The following is a 19092-nucleotide window of genomic DNA, read 5'->3' on the forward strand; positions in this document are numbered from 1 at the left end:
GATCATTGCCGCCCGCTGCAGGAGAGGTTTCATGGCACGTTCAGGCTTTCTCGGAGATCTGCTGACCAATCTCTACGGTCGCGGCAAATGGAGCGAAGGGGCGATTGAGCGGCGGCCGATCGAGGATCTCTGCCTGGCACTGCTCTCTGCGGCGGGCGAGGTTTCGGGACTCAAGCTGGCCTCCGCGATCTTCCGGCGCTATCGCGGCATGAGCCCGGAGGAGAAGCTCGCCTTCTTCACCTTCCTCAACGAGCGGCTGGACGTGGACGCCGCCGAAGTCGCGGGCCTTGCGCAGGCCTACGCGGAAGCGCGGACCACCGAGAATTTCGCAGCCCTCGTGCGGGCCGCCGAACCGGGCCGGCAGGAGCTGTTCCGCCGTCTGCACCAGGCGCCCGGCGCCACCGCCGAACTGGTGGCCGCTCGGGTGGACCTGCTCGGCATGCTGGAAGAGCACCCCGAATTGAAGCGCACCGACATGGATTTCGTTCACCTGCTGCGGAGCTGGTTCAACCGTGGGTTCCTGCGCATCGAGCAGATCGACTGGAACACCTCGGCTACCTTGCTGGAGAAGATCGTGGCCTACGAGGCGGTGCACGAGATCCACGACTGGGACGACCTGCGCCGCCGCCTCCACCCGGAAGACCGGCGCTGCTTCGCCTTCTTCCACCCGACCATGCCCCACGAGCCGCTGATCTTTGTCGAGGTAGCGCTGACCCGGGGCGTGCCCGGTTCGATCCAGGCGCTGCTGGAGGAGGATCGCGAGGTCATCTCGCCCTCCGGCGCCAATACAGCCGTCTTCTACTCCATCTCCAACTGCCAGAAGGGGTTGAAGGGCGTCTCCTTCGGCAACTTCCTCATCAAGCAGGTGGTGGAGGAGCTGTCGCTGGCCCTGCCGAAGCTCGACACCTTTGTCACGCTGTCGCCGATCCCCGGGCTCAACCGCTGGCTCAAGACCCTGCCCGACGACCGACGCGCCACCCGCCTGCTGGCCGGCAAGGCCACGGAGGTCGAGGCCGAGGCGATGGCCGCCCGCTACCTGCTGGAAGCCCGGCGCCCCGATGGCTATCCGCGCGATCCGGTCGCACGGTTCCACCTGGGCAATGGCGCGATGGTGCACGACGTCCACGCCGGCGCCGACACCAGCGAAAACGGCATGGGGCAATCCTGCGGCCTGATGGTCAACTACCTCTACGAGAGCGGGCAGACCGAGCGCCGGCACGAGAGTTTCACCGCCGAGAAGAAGATCGCCTCCAGCCGCAGCGTTCGCGCCAAGGCACGGTCCGAGAAGGGCAGCGGCGCGGCCCCGACAGCGGCCCCGCCCACCCCCGAACCCGCGAACTGATCCGCTCCGCGCGGCTCAGATGATCTCGAAATCCGACGACCCCAGGCCGAGACCCGGGTCGAGCAGGGCAATCTGCACGCGTGCCGCAGCCCCGGTGCCGTCCGCGTCGTAGAAGAGCTTGCCGTTGCTGTTGGAATACATCAGCCGATGGTCGGCGGTGGTGGCATTTCCGCCCGTTGTGAACTGGTTCTGAACAAGCAGGCCATTCGCACGGGCGTCGAGACCGGCCATGTGGGCGCTGTCCAGCAGGATCATGTCCGTGCCGGTCTCGAAATCGGTGATCACGTCGACCTTCGACGTCTGCGCCAGGACGAACTCGTCGGCACCCTTGCCGCCGGTCAGCGTATCGCCGCCGGAGCCGCCGCTCAGCCTGTCGTTGCCCTCTCCGCCGTCGAGCGTGTCGTCGCCCGCCCCGCCCTTCAGGTCGTCGCTGCCGTTGCCGCCGGAGAGCGTGTCGTGGCTGCTCCCACCAAGGAGAATGTCGGCGCTGCCGCCCCCCTTGATCGTGTCCTTTCCGGCTCCGCCATCGAGGCGGTCGGCACCGTTGTCGCCGAAGATCTTGTCGTTCCCGGCCTCGCCGAAGATCCGGTCCGCGCCTGACTTGCCGCGAAGCACGTCGTTCGCGCCGCCGCCGCGCAGAGTGTCGCCCCCGCCGCCGCCCGAGACGGTGTCCTTCGCCGCTCCGGTGCTGATGATGTCTGCGCCGGCGCCCCCGTCGACCTTCATCGCCACCGAAGCGCCCGCGCCGGACAGGATGTCGTTGCCGCCCCCCGCGTCGATCACCAGCCTTTCGATCGAGGCCGCGTCGATCGTGAAACGGTCCAGATTACTGCGGGCGAGGTCGAAGCCCGTGCCCTCGTCCGTCACGGTGACGGTATCGGCGGATGTCGCGTGGAGCGCGACGTGCAGCGTGTCATAGCCGTCGCCGCCAAGGACCTTGTCGGAGCCATCGCCATTGGCCCAGGTGAAGCTGTCGTTGCCTGCGCCGCCCTGCAGGTTGTCCGCGCCGCCGTTTCCCTGAAGCACATCCGCGCCACCGTTGCCGCGCAGGGTGTCGGCGTGATCGCTGCCGATCAGGGTCTCGCCGGCATGGTCGCCGATCACCGTCCCGCCGGCCGGTCGCGCGGTGAGCACACCGCCGTCGCCGACAAAGATCCGCCCCGCGCCGGCGGTGTCGGCGGCCTCGATGCTGCTCCCGCGGGGATCCCAGATCTCGACGAACACCTCGCCGTCCCGCAACCAGGTCACCAGAAGACGCCCGTCTCCGGTGACGCCGACACCGGGGGAACGCTCGTCACCATCAGAGGTGATCTGGAAGATGCTGCCTTCCATGGTGCCGTCCGCGGCATACTTGGCACCTTCCAGAGTGCCCTCGGTGTCATTGTCCCAGAGGATGAAGAACCCGCCATCCGGCGTCGCGACGATCTGCGGCTCGTTCTCGTCGTCATCCGTCGCCGCCGCTTCCCGGCGCAGTGCGCCCACGGCGGTTCCGGCGGAGGTGTAGATACTGAACAGCACGTCGCCCGGCGTGGAACCATCCCGCCAGGTCGCGACGAAGTTGCCATTCGCCAGCGCGGCGACCTTCGGATCATAGGCCGGCCTATTAGCTCCCCCGCCGTTGTCGAGCTGCCCGGCCGCAACCTCCACTCCGGAACTGGTCGCGATGCGGAACTCAACCCCGATCAGCGTTCCATCAGCCTCCTCAAAGACAGAGACCATGTTGCCATTGGCGAGCACCGCGACCTCGGCATCGAAGTCTTTCTCCCCGTCCTTGCGGCCTGCCTCGAACTCGGGAGTCACGATGGTGCCCGAGCCATCCAGCCGAACGCCGCTGATGTCATGATCCGGACTGACGTAGTCCGTGAAGGTGACGTAGGAGCTGTCATCCGTGGCATCGACGCTGATCTGCGGGTTCAGAAAGGCCGTGGTGCTCTCGCTCTCCGTCACGATCTTCCTGGAAGCGGTCAGGCGTCCGTCGGCATCGAAACGCTCCCAGATCACCGTGTCGGTGCTGCGATCGTTCTCCACGTAGACCAGCATGAACCCGCCGTCGCTTGTGGCGGCGATGTCGAAGTCGTCCTCGTCGTGCCCGGTGCTGGTCTGGTTGAGGCGCAAGGGTTGCGTCACCGCTTTGCCCCGAGCGTCGTAGATCCTGCCGACGATGTCGCTGCCGGCTTCGGCGGCGACCGTGCCGTCGTAGGCTTCCGTCCAGGCGACAAGGAAATTGCCATTGGCCAACCCGATCACCTGCGGGTCGGTCTGGGTCCCGGCAGCGGCGGTGCCGGTGTTGACCTGGAATTCGCTTTTCCAGAGGGCGGGAGCAGGCATGTTTTCCTCCGTCAGGACCTGAAACCGTGACGGAGCGCCGGCCGTCCAAAGCCGCTGGCCAGGGCCGCCCGGTCACGACGGGGACGATGGCGATCAATCTTGGCAAAGACATGGCGAATGCCGCGCAGTCCCCGAGGCCGCGCCGCATCGGCACAACTGCGGCATCGGGTACCGGCCCTGCTTGCGGCCGCATGGCCGGTTGAAATCGTGCAGACCCGGTCTAACCTGACCGCAATTCCAACGTTCTGAACGGATCCCGGCCCCATGCGACTGCTCAAGGAACCTCTGGTGCACTTCCTTCTGCTCGGAGCCGGGCTCTTTGCCTGGTACTCAATCCGGGCGCCAGAAGTGCCAGCGGAGGACGCGGGCCCGGAGATCGTCATCGACGCACAGGATGTCGACAGGCTGATCGTGCAATACCGCGCGACCTGGCGCCGACCGCCGACGACCAACGAGCTCGAAGCGATGATCGATGGCCTGGCGCGCGAGGAAGTCCTGGTGCGCGAGGCAAAGGCGATGGGGCTCGATGTGGGTGACAGCGTGATCCGCGGCCGTCTGACTCAGAAGATGGACTTCCTGACGACCTCGGTTGCCCAGTCGATGGAGCCCGAGGTCGGAGTTCTGCAAGAGCACCTCGAGGCCAATGCCGACCGCTTCCGCACGGACGGGCGGATTGGCTTCGAGCAGATCTACCTCGGCACAGCGCCCGACGAGGCCGCCACCGAGCAGGTCCTCGCGGAGCTGGAGTCAGGCGCAGCCCCGGACACCCTCGGCCAGCGGACCCTGCTGCCCCAGGACGTGCCCCCAAGCGCGCGCACCGCGATCGACGCGACCTTTGGCAGCACGTTCTTCGAACAGCTTCAGGCACTGCCGGACGGGGCATGGCAGGGGCCGGTGATCTCCGGCTACGGCGCGCATCTCGTCCGTGTGACGGCGCGTGAGGAGGCAAGGCTGCCCGAGCTGGACGAAATCCGCGACGCCGTGCTCTTCGACTGGCGGCGCGAGATGTCCGAGACCCTCACCGAGGCGCAGTTCGAGCAACTCTCGGCGCAGTACACGATCACGCGCCCGGACCTGTCTGACTGGGCCGACAAGGTCCTGCAATGAGTATCCTGCGCCAGATCTGCCTCGCCCTGGCGCTGCTGTTCGCGTCGATGGGCTCGGCCCAGGCCCATGCGCTGGAGCCCGGGTTCCTGGAGCTGCGCCAGATCGCGCCGGAGAGCTTCCGGGTCTTCTGGCGCAAGCCCGACGTGAACGGCGCGCCGATGGCCATCGACGCCGTGCTGCCCGAAACCTGCACGCCGACGCGGGGCAATGACCCGCAGTTCGATGGCGCGGCCTGGGTGTCGGCCTGGGTGGCGGAATGCCCCGGCGGGGTCAGCGGCGGGCGACTTTGGATCGAGGGGCTGGAAAGCCAGCGGACCGACGTGTTGCTCAGCCTGCAGCTTCTGGACGCGTCCGGCACCACGCACCGGCTCACCCCGGAGGCAACAGGCTATGACATCCCGGAGGAGCTGTCGACCTGGGGGGTCTTTACCAGCTACTTCCAGCTCGGGTTCTCGCACATCCTCGAAGGTCTCGACCATCTGCTCTTCGTCTTCGCTCTGCTCGTCCTGATCCGCGATCCCTGGCGATTGCTGGGCGCCATCACAGCATTCACCGTCGCGCACTCGATCACGCTGGCGCTGGCGAGCCTCGGGTTCCTCTCTGTGCCCGGACCGCCCGTCGAGGCGACCATCGCGCTCTCCATCGTCTTTCTTGCGGTCGAGATACTGAAGCGTGAGCAGGGCGCCGAGCGCATGAGCGAACGCTACCCCTGGGTGGTCTCCTTCACCTTCGGACTGCTGCACGGGCTCGGCTTCGCCGGGGCGTTGAACGAGATCGGGCTGCCCGAGGGCGACATTCCCGCGGCGCTCCTGGCCTTCAACCTCGGGGTGGAAGCAGGCCAGGTCGCTTTCGTCGCTGTCATCCTGATGGCGCTCATGTTTCTGCGGATGGCGCTGCCGCGTCTGCGGGAAGCTGCCCGCGCCCCGCATTCCGTCACCACGAATGTCATGGGCTATGCAATCGGCTGCGTGGCCACGATCTGGCTCGCGCAGCGGGTCGCGGCGTTCTGATCCACGCAAAAGGGCGCCCGAAGCCGGGCGCCCTGATGCTCAAGCAGCGAGGGCTCAGCCCTCGGGCGTGAACCAGATCGGCGAGGTATAGGCGCGCTCCTGATGCACGGCCTCGGCCCCTTCCGGAAGATCCACGCCGAACCGCACGGCGTCATAGACCACCCAGCGGGGCGTCGGGATTTCCAGGACACGGGCGTAGTAGAACGCCTTTTGCGCCGGGTCGAATTCCGGGTCGGTCCAGATCGCCGCCAGCTCCGCCGCACCGATGGTGTTGCTGTAGCCGGCCGCCTCCAGGTCGACCGTATTGCCGACCTCGGGCAGCTTCCCGTCCTCGCCCGGTGTGCGATCGCCGGACCAGGCGACGTCGTAGACCTTCTCGTTCAGGTTGCCCTCGGCATCCATCCAGCCCTTGACGATCTGGATCCGGTCGAGGTTCGCCCCGATCGGGTCCCGCAGCGCATAGGCCATGAACGTCGGGGCCGTCGCCCCATCTGGCGCGGTCCGCAGGTCGCCGCCCATCGGCACCCCGCGCCCATAGCCGGCAAAGGCCGGCTGGCGTGAACGCAGATCGGATTCGCTGAAGTCCCATCCGCCGAAGAATCGCACCATCATCCGCGGGCCGGTGGTGGCATAGGTCTCGCGCCGCTTCATGGCATCCCAGAGCGCGTGGCGGGTGTTTTCCTCCGCCCAGACCCCGGTGTAGCCGGACGCCACCAGCTGGTATCCCTCGAAAGCGCCGATCTCGGTCTTGGTGAAAGGGTGCATCATCCGCTTAGGCGAGGGTTCGGCATTGGTGGCCTTGCCGAAGTAGTTGTCGGAATCGGCCGTCGCCAGCGATGTGTGGCTGTCGGTCGAGCCCACGGCACCGAACTTGTAGGGGTTGATGCCGAGCTTGGTTTCGAGCGCCATACCCTGCTTCAGCGCTTCGCGAGCGTATTCGCCCTTGAGCATCTCCGGCGTCTTGGCCTCGGTCAGGTCCAGATTGCCCGCGTCCCAGGTCTCGTAATCGGCGAACTCGTCGTCGGGGCTCAGCGCGGGGTGCGTCTCGCCGTCGCCCTTGATCTGGGTGTACTCGTAGAGCGGCTCCCATCTCGCGCGGAGGTTGACGTAGTTCTCGTCGATCGGCGCGCCGGTGTACTGCTGTTCGGTCGGGAACATCAGCCCGTTGGACAGGTTTCCGTTGTGCGCGAGCGCAAAGGCCCTGCCGCCGGTCTTGTCCTCGTAGGTCTGCAGCCAGGCATAGAGATCGAGCGGGTCGGTGGAGCCGACCGGCGGTTGCGTCACCATGGGCTCGACCATCAGCGCCCGGTCCCCATTGTCACGCATGACCACGTTACGGTGCAGGTTGTTGCCCTTGACGAGCGAGGTCCACTCGAAGCCGATGAAGGCGGTGAAGGTGCCGGGGTCGTTGTATTCCTCGGCCTTCTGGACGACGGTCTCCCAGATCGAGGCGTAGATCGTGGAGCCGGGCGAGTATTGCGCCATCAGGTCCGGGTCGATCTGGCCCTGCGAGAAGGTGGTGATCAGGTCGAGCGCTGCCGCAGCGCTCGCCTCGCCGCCCTCGGCCAGCCCCTCGGCCCAACGGCGGGACTGCTCGAACTCCATGACGTTGGGCTTCTGGTCCTTCATGTCGAAGATCAGGCCCATGCCGTCGGAATGGTCGGTCAGAACCAGCCAGTCGAGCGGACGGGCAAGCTTCACCGGCTGGCCGGTGGCGGCCGTGACCTGCTCGCCGCGCGCGAAGCGATAGGCGGTGTCGTGCCCGGTCGTGTTGCCGAACAGGCCGGCATCCATCGAATAGCCCGTGTGCAGGTGGGTATCCCCCCAGAATACCCGGCTGGGAAAGGCGCGCTCAGCATAGGGCGAATAGACCTTGCCGGGGTAAAGCCCCTCGAGCGAATCCTCTGATGGAATGAATTGGGCGGTCGCTGGCAACGCAGTCAGGGCCAGACATACCGCGGCAGATGCGCGAAGAAACATGAACTCCTCCCGATTAGCTCACTTTCAAGCAACGGGGGCAAACGGCGCCGGCCCCCGGAGCCGCCGGCAGACTATCACGGAATCATGAATATGTCGGCCCCGCTGACCGGGACCGACCGTCGCGCCCCTGCGCGGAAGCCGAATGATCGGGATCAGCCGAGGTGGCTGGCCACGGCGCGCGCGATCACGCGCTCCTCGTCGGTCTGGACCACCAGCACCTTGACCGGGCCGGTGCCGATGCTCTCGGTCCCCCGGGCCTGGTTCGCGTCGGCGTCGATGGTCACGCCGAGGAACTCAAGCCCCTCGCATACGCGCTCGCGGATCTGCCAGGCGTTCTCGCCAATGCCGCCGGTAAAGACCAGCGCATCGATGCCGCCGCCCATGGCGGCAAGGGCGCCGATCTCGCGCTTCACGCGGGCGACGAAATAATCCACCGCCTCCTTTGCGCTCTCGGCGTCGGATTCCAGCAGCGTCCGCATGTCGTTGGAGATACCCGACATGCCCAGCAGGCCGGATTGCTTGTAGATCAGGTCCGAGATGTCCTTGCTCGCCATCCCGTGGTTGTCCATCAGGTAGAGGATCACCGACGGGTCGATCTGGCCGGTGCGGGTGCCCATGGGCAGGCCGTCGACCGCCGAGAAGCCCATCGAGGAGGCGATGGAGCGGCGTCCCTTGACGCAGCACATCGAGGCGCCGTTGCCGAGGTGGGCGATCACCACGCGGGCGTCCTGCAGGTCCGGGTAGGTCTCCTCGACATAGCCCGAGACGTAATCGTAGCTCAGACCGTGGAAGCCGTAGCGGCGCACACCCTCCTCGAAGAACTTCCGCGGGAGCGCATAGGTGTCGTTCACGAAGGGATGGGAGCGGTGGAAGGCGGTGTCGAAACAGCCGACCTGTATCGCATCCGGAAAGGCCTCCATGGCCGCGCGGATCCCGGCGAGGTTGTGCGGCTGGTGCAGCGGCGCCAGCGGCTCGAGCCCGGCAAGTTCCGTCAGGATCTCGTCGTTGAGCACCGCGGGGGCGAGGTGCCCGGTGCCGCCATGCACGACGCGGTGCCCGACGCCGGTGACCGCGTTGTCCCCCAGGATCGGCTGGATCGCATCGAGGATCGCCTTGAGCCCGGCCTTGTGGTCGGCCTGGCCGAGATCGGTCACGGCCTTGGTGCCGTCGTGCTTCAGGATCAGCTTCGCATCGGGACCGAGGCCGTCAATCTGACCGACAGCGACTTCCTCCGGCTCTCCGCCACCATCGCCCTCTCCGCGCAGATAGACGGAAAACTTGATGGAACTGGACCCGGCATTCAGGGTCAGGATTGCGGACATCGGCTGTCTCCTTTGCGGCGGCTCGCGCGGCAAACATACCCGGCGAACACGAAAATCCTCCCCTGCCCTCCGATTACTGTGCCCCACCGTGGACGGCAACGCCGCCGGGGTCGGATCGGATGCGTTGCATCATCGCACGTGCGGCCCGCCGCTAGCCGGCCGTCGGGTGCTCCAGCGCGAGGTTGAGGAACTTGTTCTCGGCCGTGATCGGCCGGGACCAGAGCCGGGCGAAGGTCTGCCGCAGGTCAGCGCCGGCATGCAGGATGTCGTGCACCGCGCGGCTCACCGGCATCGCGACGCCGATCCGGTCGGCGAGGTCGATCACCGAGATCGCGTTGACCTCGCCCTCCACCACCACCGGATTGCCTTCGAACACGTTCTCCCGCGCGATCCCCTCCCCGAGCTGCACGCCGAAATGCATGTTGCGCGACGTCGTCGAGGAGCAGGTCAGCGTCAGGTCGCCGATGCCCGACAGGCCGGCGATGGTCTCGCGCCGCCCGCCAAGCGCCTCGGCCATCATTTTCATCTCGTCGATCCCCCAGGTGATGAGCGCGGCACGGGTGTTTTCGGCAAAGCCCGCGCCGGTCATCATCCCGCAGGCGATGGCGATCACGTTCTTGACCGCGCCGGCCACCTCCACGCCCACCAGATCGTCGCTCACATAGGGCCGGAAGGCGTCCGAGCCGAGCGACAGGGCCAGGCGGGAGGCCGGCGCGGCATGGGGCGCGCGCCGGTCGGCCTGCGCGAAGGGAAAGGCGAGGGTGACTGCCGTGGGATAGTTGAGCGCGGTCTCCCGCGCAAAGGTCGGCCCGGAGAGCGCGCCGATCGCGTGCCGGGGCAGTTCCTCGCTCGCCACCTCGCTCAGGAGCTTGCCGGAGCCCGTCTCGATGCCCTTGGCGCAGAGCACCACCGGCGCGGCAGGCTCGATATGCGGCGCGACCTGGCGGCAGATCTCGCGCAACGTCACCGAGGGGGTGACCAGCAGCACGCAATCGGCGCCCCTCAGCGCCTCGGCCATGTCGGACGTGGCCACGATCCCGTCCGGCAGGTGAATACCGGGCAGGTAGCGCAGGTTGACCCCGGTCTTGCTGATCGTGGCGATATCCTCGGGATTGCGTCCCCAGAGCCGGACGCGGCGCCCCGCCCGCGCGGCCACCAGCGCAAGCGCCGTGCCCCAGGCGCCGGCTCCGATCACGGCAATCGTGCCGTAGGGGCCGGTCGCGGCATCCCCTGCCGGGGTCTCGCCAGCTGCGACGCGCGATATCATGGCCACACTCCTTACCTGCGTAAGCTCCTGATCTTCCCTTCTTGCGCGGCTTGCGGCGCTCCGCAAGCGTGGCCGGTCCGCCCCTTTCCGAAAGCGCCCCGAATGCTATGGTGCCACCAGCCCCTGTCGAGGGCGACACACGCCCGAGGGGCAGACCGCTCACCACGCCCGTATCCAGACCCGCCGGAGGCCGCTTCCCCGTGTTTCAACGCCTGCGCAAGACCCTGTCGCTCCTCGGAGCCATCTTCAACGGGATCGGCACCCGCCACCTCGGCCTGATCGCGGCGGGGGTGGCCTTTTACGGTCTGCTCGCGATCTTCCCGGCAATCACCTCCATCGTCACGCTCTGGGGTTTCTTCGCCGACCCGGACCTCGTCGAGCAGGAACTCGCGACATACCGGGAAGTGATCCCGGAAGCCGCCTTCGGAATCATCGACGCGCAGGTCAGCGCCATCGCCTCCGGGCCGAAGGAGGTGCTGGGCTGGGCCTCCGCGGTGTCTATCGGCGCCGCGCTCTGGGCCAGCCGGGCCGGCGTCGCCGCGATGATCGGCGGGCTCAATGCCGTCTACCAGACCCCGCCGCGCGGCGGGCTGCGCTCGATGGCCTTTGCGCTGCTGCTGACCGTGGTGCTGATCGCCGTCGCGCTTGTCGCGATGGCGACCGTGGTCGTCACCCCCGTCCTGCTCGCCTTCCTGCCGCTCGGGGCCTTCACCGGGCTGGTGCTGGAAATCCTCCGCTGGCTGATCGGCGGCGGCGTGGTGCTGCTGGGCATCGGGCTGCTCTACCGGCTCGGTCCGAACCGCGACGGCCGGCGCAGCGACCTGCTCTCCCCCGGCTCGATGCTGGCAGTGGTGCTCTGGGCGCTCGTTTCCTGGGGGTTCTCGACCTACCTCGAGAACTTCAACCGCTACAACGAGATCTACGGCTCGCTCGGCGCGGTGGTGGCGATGCTGATGTGGTTCTATCTCAGTGCCTTTGTCGTCCTCCTCGGCGGCCTGACCAACGCCGAGATGGAGGCCCGGATTTCGGACGAAGCGCCGGAAGCCGCGCCCGGGGAGCCGTTGGAGCCCGCTCCGCAAACAGCCCCGCTCGAAATCGACGAAGACCGCAGGACCGACAGCCCGCCGGCAGAGGCGACCTCCTGACCCGCCCTTGCCCGAGGGATGCAGACCGCGTAAGCCGCGCCCGACGGACCGACGGAGCCCAGAACCGGTGTTCACCTATCGCCTCGCCCTGACCCTCGCGGCCCCGCTCGCCGCGGGATATTTCGCGCTCCGGCTGGCCCGCGGCCGCGAGACGCTGGCCGACCTCGGCGAGAGGCTTGGCCGCGGCGCATCCGGCGGCGCTGCGTCCGGCCCGGTGATCTGGCTGCACGGCGCCTCCAATGGCGAGCTGACCTCCGCCCGCGACCTGATCGAGACGCTTCTGCGCGAGGCACCGGAATGCCGGATGGTCGTCACCTCCAACAGCCTCACGGGGCGCGACATGGTGCGGGGATGGGGGCTGGCGCGGCTTGAGGCGCGGCTCGCGCCGCTCGACTACCGCCCGTGCCTCGCGGCCTTCCTCGACAACGATCGCCCGTCGCTCCTGATCCTGCTGGAGGGCGATCTCTGGCCGAACCGCATGGCGATGGCCGCCAAGCGGGGGATCCCCGTGGCAATGATTTCAGCTCGCATCTCCGAACGCAGCGCCGCGAAATGGCATCGCCGTCCCGGCATGGTCAGGCACCTGTTCGAGCCGGTCCGGCTGTTCTCGGCGCAGGACGCTGCCTCGGAGAGCAAGTTCCGGGAGCTTGGCCTGCCGCCCGAGCGCATCGTCGCGCCGGTGACGCTGAAGGCCTCTGTCCGGTTGCCCGCGCCGGACCCGGACCTGCTGACACAATACCGGGAGGTTTTCCCGCGGGAGGATACCTGGCTCGCGGCCTCGACCCACGAGGGCGAGGAAGAACAGGTTCTGGTCGCTTTCGAGCTGGCCCGGCGCGCCCGTCCGTCGCTTCGGATGATCCTCGCCCCGCGGCACCCCGCACGCAGCGCCGAGGTCCGGGCGCTGCTCGAGGGCGCAGGGCTGCGCTTCCGCACCCGTTCCGCGGGAGACGCACCGGACAAAGAGAGCGACGTCTACCTCGCCGACACCCTTGGCGAGATGCCGCTGTGGTATGCGCTCAGCGGCCAGTGCTTCGTCGGGGGATCTCTCGTGGCGAAGGGCGGGCATACGCCCTATGAGCCGGCCCAGTTCGGCAGCGCGATCCTGCACGGACCGGACCTTCGCAATTTCGCCGAACCCTACGCCGCGCTCGATGCGGCCGGCGGCGCCCTCAAGGTCGCCGATGGACCGGCCCTGGGCGAGGCGCTCGCCCGGCTCGATCCGCCGGCGCTCGACGCGCTCGCGGAAAGGGCGACGGACGCCTTGGCAGGCGGCGCCGGAGAGGGGATGGACAGCCTTGTCGAGAAGACGCTGCGTCTTGCCGGGGTCGACCGCCGTAATTGACGGGCGCTCCGGAAGGACGCCGCGCGGCCCGTATTAGGGCGCGTTCACATCGGAGAGCACGGCCAGCACGCCCAGCAATACGAGAATGCAGATGGCCAGCGCCGTCATCCAGTTGCCGATCGCGATGGTCAGAACTTCGGCACCTGCGCCGAACTGGTAGACCGCGATCCCGATGAGCGCAGCGAGAAAGCTCGCGAGCGCCACCAGCAGCGGAATGAGTGTCTTCTCGATCAGGTTGCGCCCAAGCAGGCGCGGCCCGAGGCGCTCGGCCCCCGAGTCCCTGTCGTCGAGCGAGCGGCGAAATGCGCCGTCTGCTCCGGTGGTGCCGGCATCACGTCCGGCAATCCCTTGAAATCGGTTTGTCATCTATCAAACGTCCTTGGCATTCTGCGAACACGAGGGCCGCACGTCTCTGTTCGGTCAAACGCTCCTCAGCGCTCGACCGGTGGTGTTAGGCGACAGACTTGGTCTTGCTCGCTCTTATGTAGACGAAGGATCGGCGGCGGATACGCCCGGGGCGCATCGTCCGCACAACTGATGCATGTTCGCATCTGTTAACGGACTAGATGTAGCGGGATTCCGCCGGGTCAGCGAAAGATCAGCAGGTTTCCACCCAAACGGCCGGCGCTCAGTTTCCGGGCTTTGCATAGTGACAAGGCAGGAGGCCCGGAAACGAAAGTGCGCAGCGGACGAACGCATGGCTGTCCACCGACTAGGAAGACAGAGGGCGTACGTTCGGAACGCGAAACAGGGCGGGTGCCGATGCGGGGGAAAGGGGGGATCGGAGCGCCTGGCCCGGACCACTGGCGGACGTGTCGGCCCGCGCACTGCGGGAAAATCGGACCTGCCGTCCGGCGGTCGGCAGGTCAACAATTGAAACGGCTTAGGCCCGCTTCGGAAACGGCGCCCCCGGCCTGCGCCGGGGGGGCTTGGCTCACAGCTGCGCTGCGACCTCGTCGGAGACTTCGAGGTTGGCGGTGACGCGCTGAACGTCGTCGTCGTCCTCGAGCACCTCGATCAGGCGCATCAGTTTCTGCGCGGTCTCGAGGTCCAGCTCGGTGGTGGTGGTCGGTTTCCAGACCAGCTTCGTCGATTCGGATTCGCCCAGCGAGGCTTCCAGCGCGGTAGAGACCTCGTTCAGGTCGGTATCCGCACAATAGATGATGTGCTCGTTCTCGTCGGATTCCACGTCCTCGGCACCGGCCTCGATCGCGGCTTCCATCACGGTGTCCGCGTCGCCGGCGGAGGCGGGATAGGTGATCTCGCCCTTGCGCTCGAACATGAACCCCACCGAGCCGGTCTCGCCGAGGTTGCCACCGTTCTTGGAAAAGGTGGAACGCACGTTGGAGGCGGTGCGGTTGCGGTTGTCGGTCATCGCCTCGACAATGACGGCCACGCCGCCCGGCCCGTAGCCTTCGTAGCGGATCTCTTCGTAATCGTCCCCGTCACCCGCCACGGATTTCTTGATCGCGCGGTCGATCACGTCCTTGGGGACGGAGTTCGACTTGGCTTCCTTCACCGCCAGGCGCAGGCGGGGGTTCTTGTCGGGGTCGGGGTCGCCCATCTTCGCGGCGACGGTGATTTCCTTCGAGAGCTTGGAAAACAGCTTGGAGCGGGCGGCGTCCTGGCGCCCCTTGCGGTGCTGGATGTTCGCCCATTTTGAATGGCCGGCCATGGGTCTTCTCCGTTCGGATCAATGCTTGGATCGGTTTGCGCGTCCATAGCCCATTGGCCCCACCGGGGGCAATCCCATGGTACATCCTCCCGGCTGCGGGTCGTCGCTCAGAGCGGCCAGAGCAGCGGGATCAGGAAAGAGGTCAGCAGGCCCATCGTGAGGTTGAGCGGGATGCCGACCTTGAGGAAGTCCGCGAAGCGGTAACCGCCGGGACCGTAGACCATCATGTTGGTCTGGTAGCCGATGGGCGTCGCGAAACTGGCCGAGGCCGCGATCATGACTGCGATCACCAGCGGGCGCGGGTCATAGCCCAAGGCCGCCGCCATGCCGATGGCGACAGGGGTCACCACAACGGCCACGGCGTTGTTCGAGACCAGCTCGGTCAGGATCGAGGTCAGAAGGTAGATCGCCCAGACCACGAGGAACGGCGGCAGCGAGGCGAGCGCCGGCGACACCGCCTGCACCACCAGTTCGACCGCGCCCGAGGCATCGAGGGCCGCGCCCACCGCGAGCATCGAGAAGATCAGCGCCAGCAGCCGCCCGTCGACAAAGGAAAACGCCTCGTCGGCGTCGATGCAGCGGGTGATGAAGACCAGCGCCACCGCGAGGAAGGACAGCAGCAGGATCGGCGCCACGCCGACGGCGGCCAGCAGCACGATGGCGATCAGCGCCGCGATGGCCACCGGCGCGCGGTCGCGGCGGAAGGCACGGGCCGACGGGCGGGCGATATCGACCAGCCCCATGTCCTGCGCAAGACGCCGGATATCCTCCGGCGCGCCTTCGAGCAGCAGCGTGTCGCCCACGCGCACCACGAGATCGTCGAGCTGGCGGCCGATGTTCTGGTTCCGGCGATGCACCGCCAGCGGGTAGACACCGTAGCGGCGGCGCAGGCGGAGTTGGCCGAGGGTGCGGCCCACCATGCGGGCGCCGGGGGAGATCAGCACCTCCACCGTCTCGGTCCGCACCGAGCTCAGCTTGTCCACGGTGCGCAGGTTCTTGTTTTCCTGCAGGCTCAGCAGCTCGCTCATCTGGGTCCGCAGAACCACCCGGTCCCCCGGCTCCAGCTCCACCGACCGCAGATCGCGCCGGAGCGAGGCGTCTCCGCGCAGCACGTCGATCACACGAACGCCCTCGCGCTTGAACAGGTCGATCTCCATCACCTTCTGGCCGATCAACCCGCTGTCCTCGGGCACCGCGAGTTCGGTGAAGAACTTCATGCGGGTCTTGTCGGAGAGCACGTCCGCCATGCTGTCGCGGTCTGGCAGCAGCCGGGGCGCTATGAAGCGCAGGTAGATCATGCCCCAGGCGACGACAAAGACCGCCAGCGGGGTGACCTCGAAGATGCCGAACGGGTCCATGCCGTTGGCGCGGGCCACACCGTCGACCAGAAGGTTGGTCGAGGTGCCGATCAGCGTGAGCGTGCCCCCCATGATCGCTGCATAGGAGAGCGGGATCAGCATCTTGGAGGCCGGCCGCTTCAGGGTACGCGCGATCTGGACCACGACGGGGATCATCACCACGACGACGGGCGTGTTCGAGACGAAGGCCGAGGCCGTCACCACGAAGCCCATCAACGTGCCGATCGCGAGCTTCGGGTTCTGCTCTGCCTGCCGCTGCGCGATCTGGGTGAACCAATCGAGCGCCCCGGTTCGCACCAGCGCCCCCATCACCAGGAACATCATGGCGATGGTCCAGGGGGCCGGATTGGACAGCACGGCGAGGGCGTCGTCGTAGGGCAGGATTCCGGTGACCAGCATCACCGCTGCGCCGATGATGGCGACGACCTCGGCGGGGAAGACCTCGCGCGCGAAGAGCAGGAACATCACCGCCACGACCATCAGCGCCAGCACTGCCTGTCCCGTTGCCCCGAGGAGAAAGAGTTCCATTCACCGCCCTGTGATTGCCACGCGCGCCATCCTTAGCGCCGCAATCCCCCGGTGCAAGGGATCATTGCCCCCCTGCCCGTCCCGGACCGGCCGCGCGCCGACCTGCCCGGCTTTGCAGCAGATGCGCGGAATTCGCGTTCCGATCGGTCGGTCTTGCCTTCTGACGAAGAGTTCATGGGGGCGCATTCGGAGGATCGTGGCATGATGCTCCCATTGCCTGACGATCCCGTCGCCACCGAGGAGACTTCGATGCGCAATTCCGTCCGCCACGTCGCCTGGCTCGCCCTGATCGGCCTGCTCCTGCCCGGCGTGGCCATCGCCCAGTCCGAAGCCGACCGGCGCCCCTCCCACTGCATCGCGCTGGTGGAGAACACCCCGGGGCTCGAGGTGATCTGGCGCGCCGGCTACCGCGACCCGCTGCCGGAACATACGGTGCGGCTGAACTACATCGACCACTCGATGTATCTGCTTCAGACCCCGGGCGGACTGAACGTGATCACCGATTACAATGGGTTCACGGGCCCTGCCGCGCTGATCCCGGACGTGGTGACCATGAACCATTCGCACACGACCCACTGGACGGCCAATCCAGACCCGGCCATCCCGCACGTGCTGCAGGGATGGGACGACACCGGCGCGCCGGCCGATCACCACCTCGATCTCGGCGAGATGCTGGTGCGCAACGTGCCAACCGATATCCGCTCCCGCTACGGCAGCGGGGTGGAGCCCGACGGCAATTCGATCTTCATCTTCGAGGTCGCCGGGCTTTGCATCGGGCATCTCGGCCACCTGCACCACGAGCCCAACCCGGAGCAATACGCGGCCATCGGGCGACTCGACGTGGTGATGGCGCCGATCGACGGCGGGATGACCCTGCCGACGGAGGTGATGATCCGGGTCCTGCAACGGTTCCGCGCCTCGATCGTGCTGCCGATGCACTGGCATTCAGGCAACTCTCTGGACCGCTTCCTCGCCGGGGTCGCAAATGATTTCCGGATCGAACGGCGCGAGGAGCGGATGCTGGAGGTATCGCTGCGCGACCTGCCCTCCGAGCCGACGGTCATCGTCCTGCAGCCGCGTTTCCTCGGATTCAACGACGAGGGCCAGTGACTTGCGCCACTGAGCGACGCACCCCATCTTGCACCGACCTGCCTCGCGTGATTGATCGACGCAGGAGGTGAAAGGATGCTGAACCCGGTATCTGCCGAAATCGAGGCCGCGCTGCGCGCCGAACTGCCCTGTTCCGCGTTCCGGCCGCTGGAGCCGCGCTATCTCGAGGAACCGCGCGGGCGGTTCCACGGCGGCGATGCGCTGCTGGTGACCCCCTCCTCGGTCGACGAGGTCGCACAAGTCATCAGAATGGCCGCCGCGCACCGCGTCGGCGTGCTGCCCTACGGCGGCGGCACCGGGCTGGTCGGCGGGCAGGTCGCCGGAGATCTGCCGCGGCCGATCCTGTTGTCGCTGGAACGCATGAACCGGGTCCGTGGCACCTATCCGGCCGAGAACGTGCTGGTGGTCGAGGCCGGCACCATCCTCGCCGACGTGCAGCAGGTCGCCCGGGATATCGACCGCATGTTCCCGCTCTCGCTCGCCTCGGAGGGCTCGGCCCAGATCGGCGGGCTGCTCGGGGTGAACGCGGGCGGCGTCAATGTCCTGCGCTATGGCAACAGCCGCGACCTGTGCCTTGGGCTGGAGGCGGTCCTGCCGGACGGGTCGATCCTGCGCGGGCTGAAACGCCTTCGGAAGGACAACACCGGCTACGATCTCCGCAACCTGCTGATCGGCTCGGAAGGCACGCTTGGCGTGATCACCGCCGCCAGCCTGCGTCTCTACCCCCGCCCGGCCGAGAAGGGCGCGGCCTTCCTGGTGGTGGACACGCCGGCCGCGGCCGTGAAGCTTCTGGCAATGGCGCAGCGGCGCATGGGCGATGCCGTCTCCGCCTTCGAACTGATCAGCGGCATGGGGCTCGAATTCCTGCATCGGAATATGCCCGACGTGCGCCAGCCCTTCGCCCCCCGTCCCTCCTGGATGGTGCTGATCGGGCTCGGTGTGACCGGCAGCCAGACCGCGGAAGCGGAGTTCGAAGGGCTCTTCGAGGAGGCCGCCGAGGCCGGGCTCGTCCAGGACGGCGTGATCGCGCAGAACGAGGCGCAGCGTCTGGCCTTCTGGAACCTCCGGGAATCCATCCCCGAAGCGAACCGCCGCATCGGCGCGGTCTCGTCGCACGACATCTCGGTGCCGATCTCCGCGATCCCCGAGTTCATTGCGCGCGGGCGCGAAGTGGTCGCGGCCCTGGGGGATTTCCGGATCAACTGCTTCGGCCACCTCGGCGACGGAAACCTGCATTACAATGTCTTTCCGCCCGACGGGGCGGCCGCCAGCGACTTCGCCGCTCAACGTGGGGCCGTCACCGCTGCGCTGCACGACCTGGTGGAAGAATTCGAGGGCTCGGTCAGCGCCGAACACGGGATCGGGCGGCTCAAGGTGGGGGATCTCGAGCGCTACGGCGACCCCACGAAACTGGCCGCGATGCGCGCCATCAAGGCAGCCCTCGACCCGCACGGCATCATGAACCCCGGCGCGGTCCTGCGCATGGGGTGAGCCGGCTCACGGCACCGAAGGTATATTCCCTGTATCGAAGGACGGACCGGGGCGCTGCCCCGGACCCCGGGGTATTTGGCTTCCAGG

At 67.3% G+C, this 19092-nt stretch carries 14 protein-coding genes; 7 read left to right on the top strand and 7 right to left on the bottom strand.

The window, feature by feature from the left end; genetic code table 11:
* Positions 1 to 31 precede the first annotated feature (31 nt).
* Positions 32 to 1342 carry a malonyl-CoA decarboxylase gene (locus tag CHB86_RS17260; RefSeq protein ID WP_089234333.1) on the top strand — a complete coding sequence of 437 codons (1311 nt, stop codon included), beginning with the start codon at positions 32 to 34 and terminating at the stop codon, positions 1340 to 1342.
* Positions 1343 to 1357: 15 nt separating this feature from the next.
* On the opposite strand, the gene CHB86_RS17265 is transcribed toward CHB86_RS17260, so the two are convergent.
* On the bottom strand, positions 1358 to 3670 hold the full coding sequence (locus CHB86_RS17265) for a calcium-binding protein (RefSeq protein WP_089234334.1): 2313 nt from the start codon (positions 3668 to 3670) through the stop codon (positions 1358 to 1360).
* A gap of 264 nt (positions 3671 to 3934) precedes the next feature.
* Between CHB86_RS17265 and CHB86_RS17270 the strand changes: the two genes are divergently transcribed.
* Both CHB86_RS17270 and CHB86_RS17275 read left to right on the top strand, forming a co-directional pair.
* On the top strand, positions 3935 to 4777 hold the full coding sequence (locus CHB86_RS17270; protein ID WP_089234335.1) for a peptidyl-prolyl cis-trans isomerase: 843 nt from the start codon (positions 3935 to 3937) through the stop codon (positions 4775 to 4777).
* Complete coding sequence (locus CHB86_RS17275) at positions 4774 to 5787, top strand: HupE/UreJ family protein (RefSeq protein ID WP_089234336.1); 1014 nt, start codon at positions 4774 to 4776, stop codon at positions 5785 to 5787. Before CHB86_RS17270 ends, CHB86_RS17275 begins: the two co-directional genes overlap by 4 nt.
* Before the next feature lie 54 nt (positions 5788 to 5841).
* On the opposite strand, the gene CHB86_RS17280 is transcribed toward CHB86_RS17275, so the two are convergent.
* The 3 genes from CHB86_RS17280 to CHB86_RS17290 form a co-directional block, all read right to left on the bottom strand.
* The gene (locus CHB86_RS17280) at positions 5842 to 7767 is read right to left on the bottom strand and encodes a DUF3604 domain-containing protein (RefSeq protein WP_089234337.1); all 1926 of its coding nucleotides are present in this window, start codon (positions 7765 to 7767) and stop codon (positions 5842 to 5844) included.
* Between the two features lie 152 nt (positions 7768 to 7919).
* Complete coding sequence (locus tag CHB86_RS17285) at positions 7920 to 9089, bottom strand: acetate/propionate family kinase (protein ID WP_089234338.1); 1170 nt, start codon at positions 9087 to 9089, stop codon at positions 7920 to 7922.
* A 151-nt stretch (positions 9090 to 9240) separates the two neighbouring features.
* On the bottom strand, positions 9241 to 10356 hold the full coding sequence (locus tag CHB86_RS17290; protein ID WP_089234339.1) for an NAD(P)H-dependent glycerol-3-phosphate dehydrogenase: 1116 nt from the start codon (positions 10354 to 10356) through the stop codon (positions 9241 to 9243).
* 200 nt (positions 10357 to 10556) lie between these two features.
* Here CHB86_RS17290 and CHB86_RS17295 point away from each other — a divergent pair, with 200 nt between their 5' ends.
* Both CHB86_RS17295 and CHB86_RS17300 read left to right on the top strand, forming a co-directional pair.
* Positions 10557 to 11501: a YihY/virulence factor BrkB family protein gene (locus CHB86_RS17295; RefSeq protein ID WP_245838074.1), complete on the top strand. Its 945-nt coding sequence runs from the start codon at positions 10557 to 10559 to the stop codon at positions 11499 to 11501.
* A gap of 67 nt (positions 11502 to 11568) precedes the next feature.
* Complete coding sequence (locus CHB86_RS17300; protein ID WP_176442916.1) at positions 11569 to 12843, top strand: 3-deoxy-D-manno-octulosonic acid transferase; 1275 nt, start codon at positions 11569 to 11571, stop codon at positions 12841 to 12843.
* Between the two features lie 33 nt (positions 12844 to 12876).
* Here the strand turns inward: CHB86_RS17300 and CHB86_RS17305 are convergent, their stop codons facing one another.
* From CHB86_RS17305 to CHB86_RS17315, 3 genes are all read right to left on the bottom strand, one after another.
* Positions 12877 to 13209: a hypothetical protein gene (locus CHB86_RS17305; RefSeq protein ID WP_089234342.1), complete on the bottom strand. Its 333-nt coding sequence runs from the start codon at positions 13207 to 13209 to the stop codon at positions 12877 to 12879.
* A 568-nt stretch (positions 13210 to 13777) separates the two neighbouring features.
* Positions 13778 to 14518, bottom strand: coding sequence for a YebC/PmpR family DNA-binding transcriptional regulator (locus CHB86_RS17310; RefSeq protein ID WP_089234343.1), 741 nt, complete (start codon positions 14516 to 14518; stop codon positions 13778 to 13780).
* 107 nt (positions 14519 to 14625) lie between these two features.
* A complete protein-coding gene (locus tag CHB86_RS17315) occupies positions 14626 to 16404 on the bottom strand; it encodes an SLC13 family permease (RefSeq protein ID WP_089234344.1) in 1779 nt (592 codons plus the stop codon).
* Positions 16405 to 16653: 249 nt separating this feature from the next.
* On the opposite strand from CHB86_RS17315, the gene CHB86_RS17320 reads away from it, so the two are divergent.
* Complete coding sequence (locus CHB86_RS17320; protein ID WP_089234345.1) at positions 16654 to 17514, top strand: MBL fold metallo-hydrolase; 861 nt, start codon at positions 16654 to 16656, stop codon at positions 17512 to 17514.
* A gap of 75 nt (positions 17515 to 17589) precedes the next feature.
* The gene (locus CHB86_RS17325; RefSeq protein WP_089234346.1) at positions 17590 to 19005 is read left to right on the top strand and encodes an FAD-binding oxidoreductase; all 1416 of its coding nucleotides are present in this window, start codon (positions 17590 to 17592) and stop codon (positions 19003 to 19005) included.
* Positions 19006 to 19092 lie beyond the last annotated feature (87 nt).

The sequence above is a fragment of the Tropicimonas sediminicola genome (assembly GCF_900188335.1).
GTDB lineage: Bacteria > Pseudomonadota > Alphaproteobacteria > Rhodobacterales > Rhodobacteraceae > Tropicimonas > Tropicimonas sediminicola.

Coding starts and splice junctions, on each gene's coding strand:
- CHB86_RS17285 (WP_089234338.1), bottom strand. CDS start 9,089: ATGTCCGCAATCCTGACCCTGAATGCCGGGTCCAGTTCCATCAAGTTT.
- CHB86_RS17270 (WP_089234335.1), top strand. CDS start 3,935: ATGCGACTGCTCAAGGAACCTCTGGTGCACTTCCTTCTGCTCGGAGCC.
- CHB86_RS17260 (WP_089234333.1), top strand. CDS start 32: ATGGCACGTTCAGGCTTTCTCGGAGATCTGCTGACCAATCTCTACGGT.
- CHB86_RS17305 (WP_089234342.1), bottom strand. CDS start 13,209: ATGACAAACCGATTTCAAGGGATTGCCGGACGTGATGCCGGCACCACC.
- CHB86_RS17265 (WP_089234334.1), bottom strand. CDS start 3,670: ATGCCTGCTCCCGCCCTCTGGAAAAGCGAATTCCAGGTCAACACCGGC.
- CHB86_RS17310 (WP_089234343.1), bottom strand. CDS start 14,518: ATGGCCGGCCATTCAAAATGGGCGAACATCCAGCACCGCAAGGGGCGC.
- CHB86_RS17320 (WP_089234345.1), top strand. CDS start 16,654: ATGCGCAATTCCGTCCGCCACGTCGCCTGGCTCGCCCTGATCGGCCTG.
- CHB86_RS17275 (WP_089234336.1), top strand. CDS start 4,774: ATGAGTATCCTGCGCCAGATCTGCCTCGCCCTGGCGCTGCTGTTCGCG.
- CHB86_RS17315 (WP_089234344.1), bottom strand. CDS start 16,404: ATGGAACTCTTTCTCCTCGGGGCAACGGGACAGGCAGTGCTGGCGCTG.
- CHB86_RS17290 (WP_089234339.1), bottom strand. CDS start 10,356: ATGATATCGCGCGTCGCAGCTGGCGAGACCCCGGCAGGGGATGCCGCG.
- CHB86_RS17325 (WP_089234346.1), top strand. CDS start 17,590: ATGCTGAACCCGGTATCTGCCGAAATCGAGGCCGCGCTGCGCGCCGAA.
- CHB86_RS17280 (WP_089234337.1), bottom strand. CDS start 7,767: ATGTTTCTTCGCGCATCTGCCGCGGTATGTCTGGCCCTGACTGCGTTG.